This is a genomic window from Clavibacter sp. CT19 (assembly GCF_027858075.1).
In the GTDB taxonomy this organism is placed as follows: domain Bacteria; phylum Actinomycetota; class Actinomycetes; order Actinomycetales; family Microbacteriaceae; genus Clavibacter; species Clavibacter tessellarius_A.
Genome location: NZ_JAQHYR010000001.1, coordinates 353,078 through 374,528 on the forward strand (window position 1 = coordinate 353,078; position 21,451 = coordinate 374,528).

Genomic DNA, 21,451 nt, shown 5'->3' on the forward strand with positions numbered 1-21,451 from the left:
CGATCGGCGCGCGCCGTCCCCGGGTCCTCCCCAGGACCCGCGTCGGCCCCCGACCTAGGATGACCGCATGCCGACCGAGACCCCCGCAGCGCCCGACATCGACCTGTCCGCGGGGAGCGTGGAGGTCACCCGCCGCATCTGCGACATCGCGTCGGTGTCCGGCGACGAGGCGGCGCTCGCCGACGCCATCGAGCGCGCGCTCGCGGGCTGCGCGCACCTCGAGGTGCTCCGCGACGGCGACGCCGTCATCGCCCGCACGCACCTCGGCCGCGACCGCCGCGTCGTCATCGCCGGCCACATCGACACCGTGCCGCTGAACCGCAACCTGCCCACGCGCACCGAGCACGAGGACGGCGTCGAGTACCTCTGGGGCCGCGGCACGGTCGACATGAAGGCGGGCGTGGCCGTGCAGCTGGTCCTCGCGGCCGAGCTCGCGGATCCCGCCCACGACGTGACGTGGATCTGGTACGACCACGAGGAGGTGTCCGACAGCCTCAACGGCCTCGGCCGCCTCGCCCGCACCCGTCCGGAGCTCCTCGAGGGCGACTTCGCGATCCTGGGCGAGCCCACCCGCGCCGAGATCGAGGGCGGCTGCAACGGCAATCTCCGCGTCGAGGTCCGCGCGTTCGGGCGGCGCTCGCACTCCGCCCGCGCGTGGGTGGGCGACAACGCCATCCACCGCATCGCCCCCGTGCTCGCGACGCTGGCCGCGTACGAGCCGCGCGATGTGGAGGTCGACGGGCTCGTCTACCGCGAGGGCCTCAACGCGGTCGGCGTCTCGGGCGGCATCGCGGGCAACGTGATCCCGGACGAGGCCATGGTGCACGTCAACTACCGGTTCGCGCCGAGCCGGTCCGGCGCCGAGGCCGTCGCGCACGTCACGAGCCTCTTCCCGGGCTTCGAGGTCACCGTGGTCGACCTCGCCGAGGGGGCGCGCCCCGGCCTCGACGCCCCCGTCGCGCAGCCGTTCCTCGCCGCGGTCGGCGGTGAGGCGCGCCCCAAGTACGGCTGGACCGACGTCGCCCGCTTCAGCGCGCTCGGCGTCCCGGCCGTCAACTACGGCCCCGGGGATCCGCTCCTCGCGCACCACGACGACGAGCGCGTCGACGTCGCCCAGATCGTCTCCTGCGAGCGCGGGCTGCGGGCGTGGCTGACGGCGCGCTGACCCGGCCGTCCCGGCGGCCGGCGCCCCGGGAGCGGGTCTCGGACACCTCGGCCTCGCGCGTCCCGTGGTGGGCGGCGGTCCTCGGCGTCTACCTCGCGAGCCGCGTCCTCACGACCGTGCTGATGCTCGTCTCCGCGCGCAGCCAGATCCGCACGCCGTGGGCGAGCGCCTCCCCGTCGTACCTCCAGTTCGCCACCTTCTGGGACGCGGGGTGGTACCGCGACATCGCGACCTTCGGCTACCCGACCGTGCTGCCCGTCGACGCCGCGGGGCACGTCCAGTCGAACCCGTGGGCGTTCATGCCGGTGTACCCGGGCATCGTGCGCGCCATCCAGGACGCCACCGGCGCCCCCTTCGACGTCGCGGGCGTCGCCGTCTCGCTCGTGGCCGGCGCGGGCGCCGTGCTCGTGCTGCACCGGCTGCTGTCCCGCTTCCTCTCCCCGTCGTCGACCATGACGGCCGTCGTCATCGTCTGCGTCGCGCCGGTGTCGCCGATGTTCCAGATCGCGTACGCCGAGAGCCTGCAGACGCTGCTGCTGCTCACCGCGCTCCTGCTCCTCGTCGACCGCCGCTACGCGCTGCTCGCACCGGTCGCGGTCGTCATGGCGCTCACGCGGCCGCTCGGGCTGGCCTTCGCGCTCGCGCTCCTGCTGCACGGCGTCCACCGCCTCGCCGCCGCGCGCCGCGACCCGTTCCCGCCGGCCGAGCGCGCGCGGCTCGTCCTCGCCACGACCGCGACGGGCGCCGCCGGGGTCGCCTGGCCCGTGGTCGCGTGGATCCGCACCGGCTCGATCACCGCGTACACCGACACGGAGCTCTCCTGGCGGGCCGCCTACGTCGGCTACCGCCACCTCGTGCCGTTCGAGGCCTGGTTCGACGCGGGCGACTTCTGGATCGGGGGCGTGGCCGGCGTCGTGGCGGTCCTCGGCGTCGTCGCGGCGTTCGTGCTGATGCTCACCCGGCCCTCCGTCCGCGCCCTCGGCCCCGAGCTCCGCATCTGGATCGCGTGCTACGGCCTCTACCTCTTCGCCGTGTTCTTCCCGCAGTCGAGCGTGTTCCGGCTGCTGCTCCCCATGATCCCGCTCGCCGGCGCGCTGGCCGTCCCGCGCTCGCGCGCGTACCGCGCCGCGGTGGTGCTCGCGATGGTCGCGGGGCAGTGGCTCTGGATCGACCTGCTCTGGCGGGCCACCGCGGGGGACTGGACGCCGCCGTGACGCCTCCTCCGCGCCCCGCGCCGCGCTCCCTACACCGCCGTGCGGGGGCCCGCGCGGCCTAGCACGCCGTCACGCGTTCATCCATGTGCCTGTGCATACGGGATAATGGAGCCACATCCACGAAAGGGGAGCCGAATGGCAGCCATGAAGCCCAGGACCGGCGACGGACCGATGGAGGCCGTGAAGGAGGGCAGGCTCATCATCGTGCGCGTGCCCTTGGAGGGCGGCGGCCGTCTGGTCGTCTCCGTCAACGACGCCGAAGCGAAGGAGCTTCACGACGCCCTCGCCGCGGTCACCAGCGCGAGCTAGTCGGAACGCGCATCAGACGACACCGCCCGCCCCGTCGTCGACGGGGCGGGCGGTGTCGTCTGCACCCGGGCTCCCCAGCGGCCCCGACCGCGGGACGCGGCGCGGACGCCGCGGCGGTCAGCGCCCGGTCTTGGCTATCTGCAGCAGGCCGTCTCCGGCCGGTGACAGCGCGGCGACCACCGCTCCGGACCCGGCCGTCTCCTGCACCAGCGTGCGGAACGCCGCCGTCTGCGCATCCCGTGCCGCCGGGTTCTGCACGCGCCCGCGCCACAGCGCGTGCGGCACGAGCACGAGGCCGCCCGTGCGCGCGAGGCGCAGGCCGTGCTCCACGTACTCGATGACCTGGGCCGCATCGGCGTCCACCAGCACGAGGTCGTAGCTGGCGTCGCTCATGCGCGGCAGCACGTCGAGCGCACGGCCCGTGATGAGGCGCACGCGGTTGGCGGGCACCTCCGCGTCGGCGAGGATCTCGCGCGCCGCCTGCTGGTGGTCGAACTCGACGTCGATGCTCGTGAGGATCGCGCGCGGGGCCCCGCGGAACACGCAGAGGCCGGAGACGCCGGCGCCCGTGCCGATCTCGATGACGCTCGTGGCCCGGGTGGCGGCGGCGAGGAGCGAGATCTGCGCTCCGACGGCGGGGGAGACGGCTTCGATGCCGAGCTCGCGGGAGTGCTGGCGCGCGAGGGCGATGTGCTCGTCCTCGACGACGACGTCCTCGGCGAACTTCCATCCGGTCTCCTTGTCGGACACGCGGCACCTCCTCTTCCGGGTCCCCAGGGTATCGGCCCGGCGGTCGCCCTCCCGACCGGCGAGCGGGTCCTCGCGCCTGTCCGCGCAGCCGCGCGACGCCTCCAGCGACCCGCCCGCGGACGTGCGCCCGCGCACGGAGGGAGATCAGGTGCCGACCGACTAGCCTGTGATCATGTTCGGCCTGACGTTCGAGAAGCTGATGCTCATCGGCATCATCGCCGTGTTCCTGCTCGGCCCCGAGCGGCTGCCGGTCTACACCCAGAAGCTCGCCGACCTCGTGAAGGCGGCGCGGCGCATGGCCACCGGCGCCCGCGAGCGGATGCGCGACGAGCTCGGTCCGGAGTTCGACGAGGTCGACTGGAAGAAGCTCGACCCGCGCCAGTACGACCCGCGCCGCATCATCAAGGAGGCGCTCTTCGAGGACGAGCCGGTCGTCACGAAGCCGCGCGTCCCCGTCGAGACCACGATCGCCCGCCGTCAGCGCCTCGAGCGCGAGGCGGCCGCCGCGTCCGCGCAGCCCGCGCCCTTCGACGCCGAGGCCACCTGACCCGCACCATCCCGCCCGGCCGCCGGCTCACCCGCTGCCGCTGACGCGCGCATCTACCGGCCGCTCATCCGTTGCCGTCGACGCGCGCGTCGACTGCCCGCTCACCCTCCGCCGCTGACGCGCGCGTCCACCGCTCGCTCATCCGCTGGCGCTGACGCGCGCGTCCACCGCCCGGGCCTCCTCCCGGAGGGCGTCCACCACCGCGCGCACCGACGGTCGCTCCGCCCGATCCGGTCGCAGCAGCACGTGCAGGTGCCGCTTCGACGCGACGCCGGTGAGTCGCTTCACGACCACCCCGTCGTGCTGGCCTGCCGTGTAGCGGGGGAGCAGCGCGATGCCGTGCCCGGCCGCCACGAGCGACTCCGTGATCCGGGTGTCGCTGAACCGCTGCACCACACGCGCCGGCGCGCCGACGGCCTGCTCGATGTCGAGGAGGATCCGGTCGAAGGGCAGCCCCTGGGGCACGCCGATCCACGGCTCGCCGGTCAGGTCCGCCGGGCCCACGGATGCGCGTGCGGCGAGGCGGTGATCCGTCGGCATGGCCACGTCGAGCGGCTCCACCAGGAGCGGCACGATCACGAGGCCGAGCCCGCGCCAGGTGCCCGCCCCCGCGAGGGAGTGCGCGATGACGACGTCGAAGTCGGCGGTGAGGTCGGCGAACGCGGCGGAGGTCGGATCCCGGTCGCTGGCGCGCAGGGTGAGGTCGGGGATCCCGGCGACGCGGTCGAGCAGCCCCGGCAGGAGCATCTGCGCGGCGGTCGGGAACGTGGCGAGCGTGACCTCGCCGGACGGCTGGTGCCGGAAGTCCTCCCAGAGCGCCTCCGCGCGCGCCACCGCGACGGCGATGTCGGTGGCCGTGCGGGCGAGCGCGCGGCCCGCATCGGTGAGCACGACGCCCCGACCGGAGCGCTCGGTGAGCGGCACGCCAGCCTCCCGCTCGAGCACCTTCAGCTGCTGCGACACGGCCGACGGCGTGCGTCCCGCTGCACGGGCGACGGCGCCCACGCTGCCCCGGTCGGCCAGTTCGCGGAGCAGCTCGAGACGGCGGATGTCCATGTAGGCAGGCTACACAGCGAGGCAAGGACAATGAGCTTGTCCTGAACGGTCACGGGTGGTCCCATGGAGGTGCGGCGGAGTGCGCCGCCGTCCGTCTTCCCGCAGGAGCTCCCCATGACCGTCTTCCTCATCGCCGTCGCCGCCCTCTCCGTGTCCGCCATCGCGGGCACCGTCGTCGTCACCGCGCGCGACGGCTACCGCGCCGTGCCGACGCGCACGCACCGCAGCCACGTGTAGTCGACGCCCACGCACGACGAGGAGGACGGCAGCCCGCGGGCTGCCGTCCTCCTCGTCGTGCGGCGCCCCTCAGGCGGGGTGCGCCATGCGCTCCCGGAGCGCGGTGGCCGCGAAGCGCGCGGCCGCCTCGCTGCCGAAGGCGCGGTGGAACTCGGGATCGGCCTCGTAGCCGTCCGCGACGCCGCGCACCATCGCCGCGGTCGTCGGCACATCCCCCGCGTGGGCGGGCGTGCCGGGGATCTCCGCGAACCACGCCAGGTGCGCGTCCGCGTGCTCCCGGGTGGCGGCGGATCCGGGGGCGTGCCCCTCCTCCTGGATCTCCCGCCAGCGCATCAGCAGCCCCTCCGCCCGGGCCTTCCACGCGCGCTGCCGGCGGACGCCCATGGCGTGCCACCACCCGTGCGCGGCGTCGAAGGCGTCACGCCCCCAGCGCGCGACGACCTCGTCCTCGTAGGCGTCGTTGAAGCCCTGCAGCATCACGTCCATCCGGGGCCCGAGGCCCTGCCGCCGCATGTCGAGGGTGTGCTCCACCGCGGCGATGCGCTGCTCGAGGAGGGCACGCTCCGCGGCCAGCCGGACGAGGTGCGCTTCGAGCGCGCGGACCTCGGCCGCCGGGGTCTCCGGGGCGTCGAGCACCGCGCGGATGTCGGGGAGCGACATGCCCGTCTCCCGGAGCAGCAGGATCCGCTGCAGCCGGGCCACCGCGACGGGTCCGTAGTGGCGGTACCCGTTCGCCCCGATGCGGTCCGGCAGGAGCAGGCCGATGCGGTGGTAGTGCCGCAGGGTCCGGCCGCTGATGCCCGCGCGGTCGGCGAGCTCGGTGACGGTCCACTCCATGTCGCGCTCCTCCGTCGTCGATGCCGGGTCCAGTCTCACGCGCTCGGTGCCGGGTCGAGGCGCGGCAGGGCCAGGCGCAGGATCTCCGCCGCCGGCGTGCGCACGCTGCGCGCCGCGGTCGTCCCCGTCTCGGCCAGGTACCCCTCGACGATCCGACGCCCCACGGCGTAGCCGGCGCCCGTGGGCAGGCCGACCGACGCGATCCCCAGGCGCTCGGCCGTCGCGTCCCCGAGCACCCAGGCCGGGAAGTCGTGCATCCCGGTGCGGTCGAGCGCCGCGACGACCTTCGCGAGCACCGCGTCGTCGTCGCGCGTCGCGTCGGCCACGAAGTGGGTCCAGCCTGCCTCGCCGTGGAGCTCCGCGGCGAACGCGTCGGCGAGCCCCTCGGCGACGACGTGCTCGCCGACGGTCACGGTGGCGGGGTCCCAGACCACGCCGCCGGGGGAGTAGCGCACGTTGTGGTGGAGCTCGTGCACGGCGATGGCCTCGAGCCGGTCGAGCACGCGCGGAGTCGGCCAGAGGGCGACGGAGATGTAGCCGCTGATGCCGCCGAACGCCGACAGCCCCTGCACCTCGTCGACGAAGTGCGGATCGTCGGGGTCGCCGAGGACGAGGAGGACCGTGAGGTCCGGGATCGCCAGCGCGGGGTCGGCCTGCCGGAGCGCGCGGGCGCCGTCCGACAGGGCGCGGCCGATGCGCGACCACCCGTCGGCGGCGACGAGCGCGTCGAGGCCCTCCCGCGCGCGTCCGCTCGGGTCCTGCTCGTCGAAGCCGAAGCCCCGCCGGTGCACCTCGGCGAGGTCGAGGTCGCCCGGGGCGAACCGGTACATGCCCGCCATCGGCTCCCACATCGTGCGGACGAGATCGGTGCGGGCGGTGGGCGGGGCGTCGAGGATCCGTCGCATGGCCGCGGCGCTGTCGATCACGGTGATGTCCATGCGTCCGAGCATGCGGGGTGACGCAGGGGCAGGGTCCAGCGGCGGGTCGGGCGCGACGCCGCTCGTCAGGAGACGGACAGGCCGAGCCGGCGGCCGGCGAGGCCGCGGCCGCGGGACGCGAGGTGGTCGGCGACCTCCTGGATCCGCCGGGCCGCCGGATCTTCGGGCGTCGCGAGGACGACCGGTGCTCCCGCGTCGCCGCCCGTTCGGAGGGCGAGGCTGAGCGGCACGCTCGCGAGCAGCGGCACGGGCGCATCCTGCCCGGCGGAGAGCCGTCGGGCGACCTCCTCGCCGCCGCCAGCCCCGAACAGCTCCAGCACGGATCCGTCGGGCTGGACGAACCCGGCCATGTTCTCGACGACGCCGACCACGCGCTGCCCCGTCTGCCGCGCGACGAGCCCGCTGCGCTCGGCGACGTCCGCGGCGGCGGGCTGCGGCGTCGTGACGACGAGCACCTCGGCGTGGGGGAGCAGCTGCCCGACCGTGATGGCCACGTCGCCCGTGCCGGGCGGCAGGTCGAGCAGCAGCACGTCGAGGTCGCCGAAGAAGACGTCGGTGAGGAACTGCTGGATGGTGCGGTGCAGCATCGGCCCGCGCCAGGACACCGCGGTGCCGCCGGTGGCGTCGGGGTCGAGGAACATGCCGATGGAGATGACCTTCACACCGTGCGCGACGGGCGGCAGGATCATGTCGCCGACGCGCGTGGGCTGGGCGGTGCGGCCGTCGGCGTCGACGAGACCGAGGATCCGCGGGATGGAGAACCCGTGCACGTCCGCGTCGACGAGGCCCACCGCGAGGCCCTTCGCCGCGAGCGCGACCGCGAGGTTGGCGGTGAGGGTGGACTTGCCGACGCCGCCCTTGCCGCTCGTGACGGCGTAGACGCGCGTGAGGCTGTCGGGGCCGAACGGGATGCCGCGCTGGGCGGCCGGACCCCGCAGGCGCTCGGTGAGCGCGCGTCGACGCTCGGGGCTCATGACGCCGACCGCGAGCTCGAGCCGCGCGACGCCCGGCACCGCGGTGACGGCCTCGCGGACGTCGCGCTCGATGCTGGTGGCGGCCGGGCAGCCGACGATCGTCAACGCGATGTCGACGTGCGCGACGCCGTCGGCCTCGACCCGCACGTCGGAGACCATGTCGAGCTCGGTGATGGGGCGGCGGATCTCGGGATCGACCACCCGGCTGAGCGCGCGCCGGACGTCGTCGGCGGTCACGGAGGGGGCGCGGGGATCGTCAGCGGCCATGCGTCCTGCGGGTGCCGACGCCGGTCGCCCCGTCGGTGCCCTCGGCGTCGTCCGACTCGGGCTCGTCCCGGCGGTCGAGCTCCTCGAGGAGCTGGCGGAGCTCGGCGCGGATGAAGTCCTTCGACGCCACGTCCTTCATCTGCAGGCGCAGCGACACGACCTCGCGCGCGAGGTACTCGACGTCGGCCACGTTGCGCTCGGCGCGCTGGCGGTCCTGTTCGATCTGCACCCGGTCGCGGTCGTCCTGCCGGTTCTGCGCGAGGAGGATGAGGGGCGCCGCGTAGGAGGCCTGCAGCGACAGGATCAGCGTGAGGGCCGTGAAGCCGAGGGCCGCCGAGTCGAAGCGCGCCGACTCCGGGCCGTACGTGTTGTAGCCGATCCACGCCACGCAGAACGCGGTGAGGCCCACGAGGAACCAGGGCGTGCCCATGCCGCGCGCGATGGACTCGGTGAAGCGGCCGAACCGGTCGCTGCTGCCGCGCGTGCGCAGCGGGAGGACGGTGGTGCGGAGGCCCTTGGGGGCGTCCAGGCGGATGTCGCGGTTACTCTGCCGTGCCACGGGGGATCCTCCGTGCTCGTACGGGTCCTGCGATGGGGATGGCGGCCGTGGCCGTGCCGTGGAACCGGGCGGTCGCGCGCTTGCGCGTCTCGCGTTCCGCGTCGGCGCTGCGCCAGTCGTCCGGCAGCAGGTGGTCGAGCACGTCGTCGATCGTGACCACGCCGACCAGGCGGTGGTTCTCGTCCACCACGGGCACGGAGACGAGGTTGTAGCTCGCCATGATCCGGGACACCTCGGCCGCGCTCGTGTCGGCGCGCACGGGTTCCAGGCCCTGGTCGAGCAGCGTGCCGAGGCGCTCGTGCGGCGGGTAGCGCAGCATCCGCTGGAAGTGCACCATGCCGAGGAAGCGTCCGGTGGGCGGCTCGTAGGGCGGCAGCGTGACGCACACGGCCGCGCCGAGGGTGGGCGCGAGCTCGTGGCGGCGGATGAGCGCGAGCCCCTCCGCGACCGTGGCGTCGCCCGAGACGATGACCGGGTCCGTGGTCATGAGGCCGCCCGCGGTGTCCGGCGCGTAGCTGAGGAGCATGCGCACGTCGTCCGCCTCCTCCGGCTGCATCAGCTCGAGGAGGGCCTCGCCGCGCTCCTCGGAGAGCTGCGCGATGAGGTCGGCCGCGTCGTCCGGCTGCATCTGGTCGAGGACGTCGGCGGCGCGGTCGTCGTCCAGGGTCGCCATGATCTCGACCTGCTGCGACTCCGGCATCTCCTCCAGCACGTCCGCGAGGCGCGCGTCGGGCAGCTCCTCCGCGACCTCCAGGCGCCGGGCCTGGGGGAGGTCGAGCAGGGTGTTGGCGAGGTCGGCCGGGAGGAGGTCGGAGTAGGCGGCGAGGAACTGCGAGGCGGACTGCGCGACGCCCTCGTCCTGCAGCTCCGCGACCTCCTCCCACGCGGCGAAGATCGTCGCGCCCTTCGCGAAGGGCGAGGGGCTCGTGCGGGGGCGGCGGCAGAACAGCTGCGCGACCTCCCACTCGGCCTGGCGGGACTCCTCGATCGCGACGTCCTCGATGACCGCGGTGCCGGATCCGTCGCGCATGCTCACGCGGCGGCCGAGGATCTCGGCGATGACGCGCACCTCGCCGCCGCGCTGCTCGAAGCGGCGCAGGTTGATGAGGCCGGTGGTGATGATCTGGCCCGAGCCGATGCTCGTGACGCGCCCGATGGAGAGGAACACGCGCCGCTTGCCCGGCACCTCGACGATGAGGCCCACGACGCGCGGCGGATCGTCCTTGCGGTAGACGACGAGCACGTCGCGCACGCGCCCGACGCGGTCGCCGGCGGGGTCGAACACGCTGCACCCGGCGAGCCGGGCGACGAAGACTCGGGAGGCGCTCACGAGGCCAATCTAGTCGCTCGCCCTGCCCCCTCCCGGCCGCCCGTGGAAGACTGCACGGGTGACCTCCCCACTGATCGGACGGACCCCCCGCGCGCGCATGCCCCAGCTCCCGAAGGGCGAGCCCGTGGCCACCTACGACACCTACGACGAGGCCCAGAAGGCCGTCGTCGCGCTCGCGGAGGCCGACTTCCCGGTCACGCAGGTGAGCATCGTCGGCAACGAGCTCACGAGCGTCGAGCGCGTCACCGGCAAGCTCACCTACGCCCGGGCCGCGGCGGCGGGCGGTGCGAGCGGCGCCTGGCTCGGCCTCTTCCTCGGCCTCGTCACGTTCCTCTTCTCACCCGTGCCCAACGTCTCGTCGGTCATCGGCGCGATCATCATCGGCCTCGGGTTCGGTGCGATCTTCGGCATCGTCAGCTACAGCATCACGCGCCGGCGCCGGGACTTCACCTCGGTCATGCAGGTCATCGCGACGAGCTACTCCGTGGTGGTCGAGCCCGACTCGCTGCACCGGGCGCGGAACGTGCTGGGTCTCGGGGCCCCGACCACCTCGGTGTACGGGGAGCCGGTCGTGACCCCTCCCGCGGCGCCGAGCCGGCCGCCCGCGTCGCGTCCGGCCGGCCCGTACGGGGAGCGCGTGCCCGAGCAGGGCGGCGGATCCGACGCCCCCGAGCCGACGGCGCCGCCGACGTCGACGGACCGGCCCGTGGGGGAGCAGGGCGCGCAGGGCGCCTAGCTGTACTTCCCGGTGAGGTTGTGAACGCGTTCGGCGGGCGTCAGCCCGCCGAGTGCGGTATGGGGTCGGTGCCGGTTGTAGTGGTGGATCCAGTCGGGGTAGGTCGCTGAGCGTGCCTCATCGCTGGAGTAGAGCCGGTCGTAGGCCCATTCGGTCGCGAGGGTCCGGTTGAAGCGTTCGACCTCGCCGTTGGTCCGTGGGCGGTAGGGGCGGGTGCGGCGGTGCGTGATGGTGCCGAGCGCTGCGGCGAAGGCGCGGGATCGGTAGCAGGCGCCGTTGTCGGTCATGACTGCGGTGACGGTGAAGCCCGCGGTCTCGAAGAACGCATTCGCGCTCTGCCAGAACCCGGCCGCAGTCTCCTTGCGTTCGTCGGTGTGCTGCTCGGAGTAGACCAGCCTCGAGTAGTTGTCGATGGCGTGGTGGAGGAGCGCGTAGCCCCTGCCGTGCTTCTTGTTGTGCCTGTTCCCCACGACCCGGCCGAGCATGCGGTGCCCGCCGCCGTCTGGAATCCGACCGAGCTTCTTCATGTCGACATGGACGAGTTCCCCGGGTGCAGCAGCTTCGTAGCGGACCGGCCGTGCTCGCCGGACCGGGAGTCCGGTGGCCTTATCAAGGTGAGCGAGCCGTGGCATCCGGTACCGATTCAGGACCCGCTCGACCGTGGAGCGCGGGACGCGGAGGTGGTAGCCGATGCGGTGCGGGCTCCATCGTCGGGTGCATCTCAGCGCGACGATGCGCCGCTCCAGATGGCGACCCGTGCGCGTCGGTTGTCGACGCGGGCGAGAGGAACGATCCGTCATCGGCAACCCGGCCGCCTAGCGACGCGCCCACTTCGATGCGGTCGCTGGTGAGCACTGGAACCGCTCCGCCGCGCGCCGGACCGACCATCCGTCCTCGACGATCAACCGGGCAAGACGAAGCCTGCCCGCGGGCGTGGACGGGGCGTTAGCGTGAGTCACGAAGACCTCCGTGGAAGATGCGTGTGTGGTAACCCACATCGTCCCGGAGGTCTTCGTCATCTGCCCCTGCGTTCACGACCTCCCGAGGAAGTACAGCTAGCGGTCAACGCGACCGCGTCGCTCGTCGCTTGATTTAGCAGCTACTAAAGAACTCCCCCGAGGTCACTCGCATCCAGTGATGTTGATGCCAACTTACTTGATTTCAGCTCCGGCCTCGACGGTGCGACCGGCAAGGGGCTCGTTGAGCTTCACAAGGGCGGAGCCTTCGTAGGCGACAGTCGCGCACGCCTGTGGCGCATCGGGTAAAGTCCCTTGTCGAAGAGTGACAGTAATTGAATCATCGTATTCTTCGACCACTGTTCGGATCCCATAGCAATCAGGATTGTCGCCCGTATAGAAGACTCTTACGTGCGTGTCGTCGACAAGTTCTGAGCGCTTCCAGTCCAGAACCGACTCGTCCTTGAGGTCAGATCGAGACTGAACGTCTGCCGGGCCGGATGGGATTACATTCGGCGCTGCACCAGCACTCGAGCCAGTATTTCCACCGGAAGAACCCGAAGAGTTCATCGAGCACGACCCGAGTAGGAGTGCAGCACCGACTGTCGTCATGCAAACGGATAATGTGCGCAACGTCGTCTGGCTCATAGGCTCCGTTCTACCAGTCCTTGTCGGCCGCGCCGTACATGTCGGCTACAGCGCCCCGGGAGTGGGGCCCGTTGATGTTGGCATAGCCATCGGCGGGGCCCCAGGACGACACGGACATGATCACGCCCAGCCCGGAGGAATTGCTGTAGTCGCGCAACCAGGGTCCGCCCGATGCTCCGCCTCCCCAGTTGCAGCCCGACATGCCGTGGAAGCGGTAGAAGTCGAGGTACCGGTTCTCGCTGCCGCCCCAGCAGGCTTGCATGACCTCTCCGCTACTGACGTTCGCCGGATATCCGAAGAGCGTTGCGTCGAAAACATTGCCTGTCCACGTCATTCCGTGTCCTCCAACGGCGTTGACAACGGTTGATCCACTCGCGTTGGTATTAGTGGTGACCATTGCGAAGTCGGAGGCAAAGCCGCGTCCCGTTGCCCCGAATCCAATCCAGTCGTCCATTGTGCGGAAGTAGTTAGACGTGAAGGTGCCGTGGGGGCGGGCTCCGTTGTGATATTCGGGAACAAATGCCCAGTTCTGGTGCCAGCTACCACCGGGCCCCTTATGGACGCAATGGCCGGCGGTAGCAACAAGCCGCCTGGATGGGCTGTTCAGCGCAGAGCCTGAGCATATTTTGTTCTCGCCGGTACTAGCGTCACGAAAGTAGATCTTACCGTTTGTTGGCGAGAAGTTCGACACGGGAGTGACGGCTCGTGCTGCATCGCCGACAGCTTTCGCCGGGGCAGGCTTGACATCTTCGGCATGGACCTCTTCGTCAGCATACTGCTCGAAGTAGCGCTGCGCGTCTGCCATGGTGGCGTCGTCGACCTTCGGCATTTCTACGGGGGTCGCCTCGGCCATTCGCTCATCGGTCCAGTAGTCCAGAATCAGTTGATCGTCACTTGAATGTGAGCGCAACTCGGGCCGAGCTGTTGAGGGGTGGGCTTCGTCGACAAATACGGGAGCCTTGGCGCCGGTGCTGTGGCCCGACGTGGGAAGCGCATCCTGTCTTGATTCTGCCCCGGCAGGGCTTGCGATAGCAGTGGTTGCAATGAGGGCGACGGGTATCACCGCAGATATTGCGACTCGTTCTAGTTGTTTGATTATAGACAGTGGACTCCCCTGGGGTTCGGCACAGCTCGGGTCTAACCGCAGTCTGTCGTCGACATGAGGCGCTAACCGTAGAGCCTTATTCGCCGATTTTGCTGCGGCAATTACGCAAGTCTGGCAGGTTCGATCATGCCCGTATAGGCCCCCGATACTGGGGCTCAAGCGTGGTCGGTTGGCGTTGATTTGAACGTTGTCCTGCTGGCGCGTTCGGTGGTCTATCGGCTGCAGGAGGGCCCGAGTCCGTACTACGAATAGAGGTAAGAATCAGGCGCTTTGGGTGATGGCGACCGAGCCCCTGGCGTGCCTCATGTCTCGATCCGCGTCTGCTCCTGCGCACTCCCGGTTGAGCGCGAGGTGCAGGGTGGCGTGATCGTTACGTTCGCACCGGGTGCTGGCCATTATCTGCGTCATGTCCTGAGCGCGCGCCCGATCGCGATGCCCGCACGTAAGGGGCGGCAGCCTCGCGGATGATGCGTGACTTGTTCCGGTGTCCACGGCGCTCCGCGAGCGCTTCCACCTCGGCGTCGAGCGCTGCAGTCGCGCGTACGCGCCAGAGGGGCCCGGATGTCGGCGGTGCGTCGACGCGCGGCCGCCCAAGTGCGATCTCCGCGTCGTCGTCGAGCGTGTCGGCGCCGGTCGCGGCCATGAGGTCCCCTGCGCCGGCATCCGGGTCGTCGACGTGCGTGCGCTCGGTCCCAGGAACGGGGGCCAGCTCCCCGCGCTCCGCAGCGCGCCGGATCGGCCACCCGTCCTCGATGATCAACCGAGCAAGACGAAGCCTGCCCGCGGGAGTGAAGGGGGCGTTAGCGTGAGTCACGAAGACCTCCGGTGACGACGGTGAGTGTGGTAACCCACATCTCGTCCCGGAGGTCTTCGCTATCCGCCCCCGCGTTCACGACCTCCCGAGGAAGTACAGCTAGCCGTCGGGTGCCGCGAAGCGGTCGCTAGGCCCGGCCCGCCATCCACGCCTCGACCTCGTCGGCCGTGCGCGGGATCCCGGCGGACAGGTTCTCGGCGCCGTCGCGCGTCACGAGGATGTCGTCCTCGATGCGCACGCCGATGCCGCGGAACCGCTCGGGCACCGTGAGGTCGTCCGGCTGGAAGTAGAGGCCCGGCTCGATGGTGAAGACCATTCCCGCCTCCACGAGACCGTCGATGTACATGTCGCGACGAGCCTGCGCGCAGTCGTGCACGTCGAGGCCGAGGTGATGGCTCGTGCCGTGCACCATGTACCGGCGGTGGTGCTGGTTGTCCGCCTCGAGGGCCTCCTCCGCGGTGACGGGCAGCATGCCCCAGTCGGCGACCTTCCGCGCGATGACCTGCATCGCCGCCGCGTGCACCTCGCGGAAGCGGATGCCCGGGCGCACGATCGCGAGCGCCGCGTCGGCCGCCTCGCGCACGGCCTCGTAGACCTCGCGCTGCACGTCGGTGAAGGTGCCGGAGACGGGGAGCGTGCGCGTGATGTCGGCCGTGTAGTAGCTGTCGAGCTCCACGCCGGCGTCGACGAGGATCAGGTCGCCGGGGACGACGCGGCCGTCGTTGCGGGTCCAGTGCAGGATGCAGGCGTGCGGACCGGACGCCGCGATGGTGTCGTAGCCGACCGCGTTGCCGTCGGCCCGTGCGCGCGCGTTGAAGACGCCCTCGACGACGCGCTCGCCGCGCGGGTGGGCGAGGACGGCCGGCATGTCGGCGATGACGTCGGAGAAGCCGCGCCCGGTCGCGTCGACGGCGCCGCGCAGCTGGCGGATCTCGTAGTCGTCCTTCACGAGGCGCAGCTCCGAGGCGTCGCGGGCGAGGAGCGCGTCACCGTCGAGGTCGGCGTCGGGGTCTCCGTCGGCGTCGGTCTCGATGCGCGCCGCGTCGACGCGGGCGGCGATCACGGCGTCGGCCTCGCGGATCACGCGGACGGCGCCCGCCGCGGCGATCGCGTCGTCGACGTCGGCCAGGGGCGCGGTGGAGAGGCCGAGGTCGGCGGCCACCTGGCGGAGCGACGGGCGCGGGCCGATCCAGAACTCGCCGATCTCCGCGTTGGCGTAGAACTCGTCGCTGTCGCGCCCGGCGCGCTCGCGGAAGTACAGGGTCGCCTCGTGCGCGGAGCCGTCGGCCGCAGATCCGGCAGCCACGGGCTCGAGCACCAGCACGGCGCCGGGCTCGCTGTCGGCCCCCCAGCCGGTGAGGTGGGCGAAGGCGGAGTGGGCGCGGAAGGGGTAGTCGGTGTCGTTGCTGCGCTGCTTCAGGCGGCCTGCGGGGATCACGAGGCGCGTGCCCACGTGGAGCGCGGAGAGCCGGCGGCGGCGGTCCGCGGCGAAGGGCGCCTGCTCGCGCGCGGGCGGGTCGACCTCCTCGCGGTCGGCCCAGTTCGTGGAGACGAAGTCGCTGAACGCGGTGCTGGCGGGCGTCGTGCTGCGGTTCGAGGTGGCGCGCGGGACGGGGGCCGCTCCCGATCCCGCGACCGGTGCGCCGGTGGCCGGCCCGCCCGCGGGCGCGGTGACGGCGGGCGCCGGGGTCTCGGTCGTGGCGAGCGGCGCGGCCGGATCGGCGACGATGTCGTCTGGGGTGGTCTCGGACGCGGTGTCGGTGTTCTCGGCCATCCGTCGATCATCCCACCTGCTCCGCGCGTCGGCGCGGCGGGGGCAGCGCGTCGGGCGTGCACCGGGCGACGCCCGGGTCAGCGCAGCGGCGTCAGCTGGGCGACGATCGGCCGGTGGTCGCTGCCGGCGCCGTCGCGGTCCTCGACGACGCGGAAGCCCGTGACCGCCCATCCGGGCGTGGCCATGATGTGGTCGATGGGCGTGCCGAGGAGCGCCGGGACGCCGGTCGGCCAGGTGCCGACGGCCGCGTTGCCGGACGCGCGCGCCGCGTCGACGCACTGCCCGAGGTCGGTGACCTGGTCGCGCTCGGTGGGCGTGCCGCCGTAGCGGCTCATGTGGTCGAGGGTCGCGTTGAAGTCGCCCGCGATGATCACGTTGCCCTCGTCGCAGCGCTGCCCGAGCCAGGCGAGGTCGGCGCGCCAGTTGTCCATCTGCTCGGGGATGGGGGAGACGGGGTGGACGGCCATGATGACGGGCCCGTTCCCGTCGACGGGCTCCATGATGACGGTGGGCAGGACGCTCGTGGTGCCGCGCGACTCGTCGAGCCGGTAGTCGCCGTACGCCGCGCTGATGAGGATCGTGGTGGAGCGCGCCGCGGCCACGTCGTCGAAGGCGACGGTGCGGACCCACATGGGCCGACCCGCAGCGCGCATCATGACGGCGATCTCCGCGCCGGTCTCCTCGCGCGTCTCGGGCAGCGTGATCACGTCGGCCCCGGACTCGATGGCGAGGTCGGCGACCGCGCGCGGACCCGTCGCGCCGCCGAGCGTGTTCCAGGAGAGGACGGTGACGTCGGCGTCCTGCGGATCCGCGAACGCCGTGTCGCCCGCGCCGCGCGTCGCGAGGACGGCGGCGTTGGCGCCGATGAAGACCGCGAGCAGCAGCGCGAGGCTGCCGAGGAGGCGTCGGGCCGGCCGGATCGCCAGGCAGAGGAGGAGGGTCAGGGCGAGCACCGCGGCGGACGCGGCGACGAGCGCGCCGCGGATGGCGACGGCGTGGGCGACGAGGTAGCTCTGCTCGAGGCCGAGGAGCTGGGGCCACGTGATGACGAGGAGGCCGGCGGCCGTGACGAGGATGACTGCTGCTCCGACGACCCGACCCATGACCCGCTCCACACTATGGCGGCTCTCTGGGAGAGCGCCGCCGTCGGCACCGCACGGCCGGGAGGTGCTCGGGGCGGCGGATAGGATCGCAGGATGCCGGACGAGCAGCCGGGTCCCATCGACCTGCACACGCACAGCTCCGTGTCCGACGGCACCGAGACGCCCGCCGAGCTCGTCGCGCAGGCCGCGCGGCAGGGCCTCTCGGCCGTGGCGCTCACCGATCACGACTCGACCGCGGGCTGGGCCGAGGCGTCCGCCGCCGCCGTCGCGCACGGGATCACGCTCGTGCCCGGCATGGAGATGAGCACGCAGCTCGAGTACGCGAGCGTGCACGTGCTCGCCTACCTGTTCGACCCCGAGGACGCCGACCTGGCCGCGATGACCGCGCGGGTCCGCAGCGAGCGCATGACGCGCGCCGAGGCCATGGTCGGCCGCATCGCCCGGGACTACGCCCTCACCTGGGAGGACGTGCTCGCGCAGACCACGCCCGGCAGCACCATCGGCCGCCCGCACATCGCCGACGCGCTCGTCGCCCGCGGCCACGTCGCCACGCGCACGGCCGCCTTCGAGAGCATCCTGCACTGGCAGGGCGGCTACTACCGGCCGCACTACGCGCCCGATCCGATCCTCGGCGTCGAGCTGATCACCGCGGCCGGCGGCCTCGCGGTGCTCGCGCACCCCGGCGCCCGCGGCCCCGAGCGCGTGCTGTCGGACTCGCGCATGACGGCGCTCGTCGCCGCCGGCCTCTTCGGCCTCGAGGTGCGACATCGCGACAACCCGCCCGCGTCGCGCGTGCGCCTCACCGCGCTGGCGGAGCGGTTCGGCCTGGAGGTCACGGGGTCCAGCGACTACCACGGCGCGGGGAAGCCCAACCGCCTCGCCGAGAACTCCACGGAACCGGCCGTGCTCGCGCGCATCGTCGAGCGCGCGACGGGGTGGGCGCCGGTCGTGCCCGTCCCCGCGGCCTGACCCGGACCCGTCCGCGGGGACGACGAGAGGGGCCGCATCCGGTGGATGCGGCCCCTCTCGCGGTGCGCTGCGGCTAGGCCGTCGCGGTCGGGCGGTCGCCGCCCGAGCGACGGCGGCGGTTCCGCGAGCGCGGGCGCGTCTCGCCGTCGGGACGCGGCGCGTCGTGGCCGCCGGCCGTGTCGGGCTGCTCGCTGCCGATGACCGCGGTGGCCTCGGCGGGGGTCGACGCCGCGGAGGAGCCGCTGCGCGAGCGCGAGCGCCCGCCCGAGCGGTCGCCCTCGCGTCCGCCGGAGCGGTCGCCGCCCCGTCCGCCGTCACGGCCCCCGTCGCGTCCGCCGGAGCGGCCGCCGTCGGAGCCGCGGCTGCCGGGACGCTCGCGCGGCGTGCCGTCGGGGTTCACCGTGGGCGTCGCGCGGAGGCGGCCCTTCGATCCCGCCGGGATGTCGAGGTCGGTGAACAGGTGAGGCGACGAGGAGTACGTCTCGGTCGGCTCCGGCTGGCCGAACTCGAGGGCGCGGTTGATGAGCGCCCACTTGTGCAGGTCGTCCCAGTCGACGAACGTGACCGCGATGCCGGTCTTGCCCGCGCGGCCCGTGCGCCCGACGCGGTGCAGGTACGCCTTGTCGTCCTCGGGGATGGTGTGGTTGATCACGTGCGTGACGTCGAGCACGTCGATGCCGCGCGCCGCGACGTCGGTGGCGATGAGGATGTCCTTCTTGCCCGCCTTGAACGCGGCCATGGCCCGCTCGCGCTGCTCCTGGTTGAGGTCGCCGTGCACGGCCGCGGCGTTGAAGCCGCGGTCGTTGAGCTCCTCCACGAGGCGGGCGGCGGCGCGCTTGGTGCGCGTGAAGATGACGGTCTTGCCGCGGCCCTCGGCCTGCAGGATGCGGCCGATGACCTCGTCCTTGTCCATGTTGTGCGCGCGGTAGACGAGGTGGCGGATGTTCGCCTGCGTGAGGCCCTCGTCCGGGTCGGTCGCGCGGATGTGGATCGGCTTCGTCATGAAGCGGCGGGCGAGCGCGACGATCGGGCCCGGCATGGTGGCCGAGAACAGCATCGTGTGGCGCACGGCCGGGGTCTGCGCGAAGAGCTTCTCGATGTCGGACAGGAAGCCGAGGTCGAGCATCTTGTCGGCCTCGTCGAGCACCATCTCGCGCACGCCCTGGAGCGACAGCAGGCGCTGGCCCACGAGGTCGAGCAGGCGGCCGGGCGTGCCGACGACGATCTGCGCGCCGGCCTTGAGCTGCTCGATCTGGCCCTCGTACGCCTTGCCGCCGTAGATGGAGACGACGGTGGTGGCGCGGTTCGCGGTGGCGAGCTGGAGGTCCTCGGTGACCTGCACGGCGAGCTCGCGGGTGGGCACGACCACGAGGGCCTGCACGCCGGGCTCGGGGGTGAGCCCGAGCCGCTGGATGAGCGGGAGGCCGAAGCCGAAGGTCTTGCCGGTGCCCGTCTTGGCCTGGCCGATGATGTCCTGGCCGGCCAGCGCCAGGGGGATGGTCTGCTCCTGGATGGGGAAGGGTTCGAGGATCCCGTGGTCGGCGAGCGCCTGGACCATGTCCTCGTCGATGTTCAGTTCGGTGAAAGTCACGTTGTGCCCTGTCTAGCGGTGCGGTCCACGCCCGGTCTGCTTCTCTGCGGGCGCGATGGGGCCCTTCCGTTGAGGGACCACGGGCGAGTTTAGCGGGCGGGGGCCCGGACGCCGCCTCCCGCTCCCTTTACACTGGCCACGTGCTCAAGATGTTCGGACGCCGGTCGACGACGATCGAGGCGCCCCGGGTCAGGTCCCGCGGCGAGTCGAAGCGCCGCGCCGCCGCGCCGACCGTGAGCGTCGACGACTTCTCGCCCGACACCCTCCGCTTCCTCGGCGCCGCCGCGTACCTGCAGCTCACCGTCTTCGAGACGCTGTCGCGGGCCGTGACCGAGGCGCCCGACCTCGCCGGCAAGGAGGCCGTCTCCACGGCCGCCGGCATCGCGCTCGGGAAGCACCAGGCGCTCGCCGCGGAGATCAAGCGGCTGGGCGGCGAGCCCAGCGTCGTGATGGAGCCCCACCGCGCGGCCTTCGACCGGTTCACGGCCGTCGTCGCGGGCGCCGACTGGTTCGAGAGCCTCATCTCCGCCTACATCACCACCGGGCTGCTCGACGACTTCTTCGTGCGCCTCGCCTCCGCCCTCCCGTCCGACCAGCGGCAGCGCGTCGTCGTGCTGCTCTCCTCGGGCATCGGGCAGCAGGGCCTGGTCGACGCCGTGCGTGCGGGGATCCGTCGGGACCCGCGGCTCGCGTCGCGGCTCGCGATGTGGGGCCGCCGGCTCGTGGGGGACACGCTGCTCGTGGCGGGCACGGCGATGCGGGCGTCCCTCGCGGATCCGGCCGACGCGCGCGTGCACCTCGAGCCCGTGTTCGCGGGCATCATCACGGCGCACACGCGGCGCATGGACGCGCTCGGGCTCACCGCCTGACGCGCCGCGGTCCTCGACGACCGCCCCCGATGCGACGACGCCCGGCCCCTCGGGGACCGGGCGTCGCGGCGTGCGAGGCGCGGGTCAGCCGCCGATGGCGGCCAGGGCGCGCGCGTCCGCGGCGGACCGGCGCCGCCCCAGGAAGAGGTCGACGCCCGCGGCGACCAGGGCCGAGACGCCGAGCGTCGCGATCCAGATCACGCCCTGGTCCCAGCGCAGGCCCGCCCAGGTGAGCGCGACCCACGCGACCATCGCGGCGATCGTGCCCACGGCGGGCACCAGCAGCGCGCCGTGCGTGCCGCGGTGGGGGAGCGCGTAGCGCGCGACGAGGCCGATGAGGGCGCCGAACAGCGCGACGAAGAGGAGCTCCACGGTCGAGGGCGGGCTAGCGGACGAAGCCGATGCGCGGGGCGTCCGCGCTGCCGAGCTCGACGTAGGCGAGGTGGGCGGTGACCGCGAGGTGCGTCGCGCCCTTGTCGTCGGTGAAGGAGAGGAAGGGCGCGGAGTCGCGGACGGCCGCGGCGACGGTCTCCTGGACCTCCTCGGGCGTCTGCTTGGTGCTGAAGGAGAGCTCGCGGGCGGTGTTGACGAGGCCGATACGGATTTCCACGGGAGGTGCCTTTCGATGCGTCGGATGCGACGGTGCTCCCTCAGGTTAGGGCACCCGCCCGAGCGGCCCCGCGGCGTTCACTGAGGGCGGACG

At 72.5% G+C, this 21,451-nt stretch carries 22 protein-coding genes and 2 pseudogenes; 8 read left to right on the top strand and 16 right to left on the bottom strand.

Annotated features, from left to right (window positions below; translation table 11 throughout):
* Positions 1-67: 67 nt before the first annotated feature.
* The 3 genes from dapE to PED38_RS01615 all read left to right on the top strand — a co-directional run bounded on the left by dapE (position 68) and on the right by PED38_RS01615 (position 2,688).
* Positions 68-1,165 (top strand): succinyl-diaminopimelate desuccinylase, encoded by a 1,098-nt coding sequence (gene dapE / locus PED38_RS01605; protein WP_063072910.1) that lies wholly within the window; start codon positions 68-70, stop codon positions 1,163-1,165.
* On the top strand, positions 1,147-2,379 hold the full coding sequence (locus PED38_RS01610; protein ID WP_270979310.1) for a hypothetical protein: 1,233 nt from the start codon (positions 1,147-1,149) through the stop codon (positions 2,377-2,379). The genes dapE and PED38_RS01610 overlap by 19 nt, the downstream gene beginning before the upstream one ends.
* Before the next feature lie 135 nt (positions 2,380-2,514).
* Complete coding sequence (locus PED38_RS01615) at positions 2,515-2,688, top strand: DUF3117 domain-containing protein (RefSeq protein WP_012037866.1); 174 nt, start codon at positions 2,515-2,517, stop codon at positions 2,686-2,688.
* A 117-nt stretch (positions 2,689-2,805) separates the two neighbouring features.
* Here PED38_RS01615 and PED38_RS01620 read toward each other — a convergent pair whose 3' ends face one another.
* Entirely contained in the window at positions 2,806-3,438 is a 633-nt protein-coding gene (locus PED38_RS01620) for an O-methyltransferase (RefSeq protein WP_063072911.1), read from the bottom strand.
* A 172-nt stretch (positions 3,439-3,610) separates the two neighbouring features.
* Between PED38_RS01620 and PED38_RS01625 the strand changes: the two genes are divergently transcribed.
* Positions 3,611-3,985 (top strand): translocase, encoded by a 375-nt coding sequence (locus PED38_RS01625; RefSeq protein WP_012037868.1) that lies wholly within the window; start codon positions 3,611-3,613, stop codon positions 3,983-3,985.
* 138 nt (positions 3,986-4,123) lie between these two features.
* Here the strand turns inward: PED38_RS01625 and PED38_RS01630 are convergent, their stop codons facing one another.
* Positions 4,124-5,041 (bottom strand): LysR family transcriptional regulator, encoded by a 918-nt coding sequence (locus PED38_RS01630; protein ID WP_063072912.1) that lies wholly within the window; start codon positions 5,039-5,041, stop codon positions 4,124-4,126.
* A 114-nt stretch (positions 5,042-5,155) separates the two neighbouring features.
* Here PED38_RS01630 and PED38_RS01635 point away from each other — a divergent pair, with 114 nt between their 5' ends.
* Positions 5,156-5,278, top strand: a complete 123-nt coding sequence (locus tag PED38_RS01635) for a hypothetical protein (protein ID WP_255414062.1) — start codon at positions 5,156-5,158, stop codon at positions 5,276-5,278.
* Positions 5,279-5,347: 69 nt separating this feature from the next.
* On the opposite strand, the gene PED38_RS01640 is transcribed toward PED38_RS01635, so the two are convergent.
* The 5 genes from PED38_RS01640 to PED38_RS01660 all read right to left on the bottom strand — a co-directional run bounded on the left by PED38_RS01640 (position 5,348) and on the right by PED38_RS01660 (position 10,183).
* A complete protein-coding gene (locus PED38_RS01640; RefSeq protein WP_270979313.1) occupies positions 5,348-6,115 on the bottom strand; it encodes a MerR family transcriptional regulator in 768 nt (255 codons plus the stop codon).
* Between the two features lie 35 nt (positions 6,116-6,150).
* On the bottom strand, positions 6,151-7,053 hold the full coding sequence (locus PED38_RS01645; RefSeq protein WP_270979314.1) for a DUF2268 domain-containing protein: 903 nt from the start codon (positions 7,051-7,053) through the stop codon (positions 6,151-6,153).
* A gap of 65 nt (positions 7,054-7,118) precedes the next feature.
* Entirely contained in the window at positions 7,119-8,294 is a 1,176-nt protein-coding gene (locus PED38_RS01650; protein WP_270979315.1) for an Mrp/NBP35 family ATP-binding protein, read from the bottom strand.
* Positions 8,284-8,853: a DUF1003 domain-containing protein gene (locus PED38_RS01655; RefSeq protein ID WP_063072915.1), complete on the bottom strand. Its 570-nt coding sequence runs from the start codon at positions 8,851-8,853 to the stop codon at positions 8,284-8,286. The genes PED38_RS01650 and PED38_RS01655 overlap by 11 nt, the downstream gene beginning before the upstream one ends.
* On the bottom strand, positions 8,837-10,183 hold the full coding sequence (locus PED38_RS01660; protein WP_270979317.1) for a magnesium transporter MgtE N-terminal domain-containing protein: 1,347 nt from the start codon (positions 10,181-10,183) through the stop codon (positions 8,837-8,839). The genes PED38_RS01655 and PED38_RS01660 overlap by 17 nt, the downstream gene beginning before the upstream one ends.
* 58 nt (positions 10,184-10,241) lie before the next feature.
* Between PED38_RS01660 and PED38_RS01665 the strand changes: the two genes are divergently transcribed.
* A complete protein-coding gene (locus tag PED38_RS01665) occupies positions 10,242-10,919 on the top strand; it encodes a general stress protein (RefSeq protein ID WP_063072917.1) in 678 nt (225 codons plus the stop codon).
* Here the strand turns inward: PED38_RS01665 and PED38_RS01670 are convergent.
* The 6 genes and pseudogenes from PED38_RS01670 to PED38_RS01695 form a co-directional block, all read right to left on the bottom strand.
* Positions 10,916-11,878, bottom strand: a pseudogene (locus PED38_RS01670) (IS481 family transposase). The gene PED38_RS01665 and the pseudogene PED38_RS01670 sit on opposite strands and share 4 nt — an antisense overlap.
* A gap of 655 nt (positions 11,879-12,533) precedes the next feature.
* Positions 12,534-13,376, bottom strand: a complete 843-nt coding sequence (locus tag PED38_RS01675; RefSeq protein ID WP_131798152.1) for a trypsin-like serine peptidase — start codon at positions 13,374-13,376, stop codon at positions 12,534-12,536.
* A 622-nt stretch (positions 13,377-13,998) separates the two neighbouring features.
* Positions 13,999-14,271, bottom strand: a complete 273-nt coding sequence (locus PED38_RS01680) for a ribbon-helix-helix protein, CopG family (RefSeq protein ID WP_175345543.1) — start codon at positions 14,269-14,271, stop codon at positions 13,999-14,001.
* A 60-nt stretch (positions 14,272-14,331) separates the two neighbouring features.
* Positions 14,332-14,442: pseudogene (locus PED38_RS01685) on the bottom strand (IS481 family transposase); the annotation flags it as partial.
* A 127-nt stretch (positions 14,443-14,569) separates the two neighbouring features.
* Positions 14,570-16,216, bottom strand: coding sequence for an aminopeptidase P family protein (locus PED38_RS01690; RefSeq protein ID WP_270979320.1), 1,647 nt, complete (start codon positions 16,214-16,216; stop codon positions 14,570-14,572).
* Between the two features lie 77 nt (positions 16,217-16,293).
* A complete protein-coding gene (locus tag PED38_RS01695; protein WP_270979321.1) occupies positions 16,294-17,319 on the bottom strand; it encodes an endonuclease/exonuclease/phosphatase family protein in 1,026 nt (341 codons plus the stop codon).
* A 93-nt stretch (positions 17,320-17,412) separates the two neighbouring features.
* Between PED38_RS01695 and PED38_RS01700 the strand changes: the two genes are divergently transcribed.
* A complete protein-coding gene (locus PED38_RS01700; RefSeq protein ID WP_270979323.1) occupies positions 17,413-18,288 on the top strand; it encodes a PHP domain-containing protein in 876 nt (291 codons plus the stop codon).
* A gap of 73 nt (positions 18,289-18,361) precedes the next feature.
* On the opposite strand, the gene PED38_RS01705 is transcribed toward PED38_RS01700, so the two are convergent.
* Positions 18,362-19,879 carry a DEAD/DEAH box helicase gene (locus PED38_RS01705; RefSeq protein ID WP_270979324.1) on the bottom strand — a complete coding sequence of 506 codons (1,518 nt, stop codon included), beginning with the start codon at positions 19,877-19,879 and terminating at the stop codon, positions 18,362-18,364.
* Between the two features lie 149 nt (positions 19,880-20,028).
* Between PED38_RS01705 and PED38_RS01710 the strand changes: the two genes are divergently transcribed.
* Positions 20,029-20,748, top strand: coding sequence for a ferritin-like fold-containing protein (locus PED38_RS01710; RefSeq protein ID WP_254654609.1), 720 nt, complete (start codon positions 20,029-20,031; stop codon positions 20,746-20,748).
* An 84-nt stretch (positions 20,749-20,832) separates the two neighbouring features.
* On the opposite strand, the gene PED38_RS01715 is transcribed toward PED38_RS01710, so the two are convergent.
* Both PED38_RS01715 and PED38_RS01720 read right to left on the bottom strand, forming a co-directional pair.
* On the bottom strand, positions 20,833-21,120 hold the full coding sequence (locus tag PED38_RS01715; RefSeq protein ID WP_063072923.1) for a hypothetical protein: 288 nt from the start codon (positions 21,118-21,120) through the stop codon (positions 20,833-20,835).
* A gap of 13 nt (positions 21,121-21,133) precedes the next feature.
* Positions 21,134-21,358: a DUF3107 domain-containing protein gene (locus tag PED38_RS01720; RefSeq protein WP_063072924.1), complete on the bottom strand. Its 225-nt coding sequence runs from the start codon at positions 21,356-21,358 to the stop codon at positions 21,134-21,136.
* Positions 21,359-21,451: the final 93 nt, after the last annotated feature.

Excerpts from the sequence above, each read along its gene's own strand:
- dapE (WP_063072910.1), top strand. The coding sequence starts at position 68 with ATGCCGACCGAGACCCCCGCAGCGCCCGACATCGACCTGTCCGCGGGG.
- PED38_RS01615 (WP_012037866.1), top strand. The coding sequence starts at position 2,515 with ATGGCAGCCATGAAGCCCAGGACCGGCGACGGACCGATGGAGGCCGTG.
- PED38_RS01625 (WP_012037868.1), top strand. The coding sequence starts at position 3,611 with ATGTTCGGCCTGACGTTCGAGAAGCTGATGCTCATCGGCATCATCGCC.
- PED38_RS01630 (WP_063072912.1), bottom strand. The coding sequence starts at position 5,041 with ATGGACATCCGCCGTCTCGAGCTGCTCCGCGAACTGGCCGACCGGGGC.
- PED38_RS01635 (WP_255414062.1), top strand. The coding sequence starts at position 5,156 with ATGACCGTCTTCCTCATCGCCGTCGCCGCCCTCTCCGTGTCCGCCATC.
- PED38_RS01640 (WP_270979313.1), bottom strand. The coding sequence starts at position 6,115 with ATGGAGTGGACCGTCACCGAGCTCGCCGACCGCGCGGGCATCAGCGGC.
- PED38_RS01645 (WP_270979314.1), bottom strand. The coding sequence starts at position 7,053 with ATGGACATCACCGTGATCGACAGCGCCGCGGCCATGCGACGGATCCTC.
- PED38_RS01650 (WP_270979315.1), bottom strand. The coding sequence starts at position 8,294 with ATGGCCGCTGACGATCCCCGCGCCCCCTCCGTGACCGCCGACGACGTC.
- PED38_RS01675 (WP_131798152.1), bottom strand. The coding sequence starts at position 13,376 with ATGGCCGAGGCGACCCCCGTAGAAATGCCGAAGGTCGACGACGCCACC.
- PED38_RS01680 (WP_175345543.1), bottom strand. The coding sequence starts at position 14,271 with ATGGCCGCGACCGGCGCCGACACGCTCGACGACGACGCGGAGATCGCA.
- PED38_RS01690 (WP_270979320.1), bottom strand. The coding sequence starts at position 16,216 with ATGGCCGAGAACACCGACACCGCGTCCGAGACCACCCCAGACGACATC.
- PED38_RS01695 (WP_270979321.1), bottom strand. The coding sequence starts at position 17,319 with ATGGGTCGGGTCGTCGGAGCAGCAGTCATCCTCGTCACGGCCGCCGGC.
- PED38_RS01700 (WP_270979323.1), top strand. The coding sequence starts at position 17,413 with ATGCCGGACGAGCAGCCGGGTCCCATCGACCTGCACACGCACAGCTCC.
- PED38_RS01710 (WP_254654609.1), top strand. The coding sequence starts at position 20,029 with ATGTTCGGACGCCGGTCGACGACGATCGAGGCGCCCCGGGTCAGGTCC.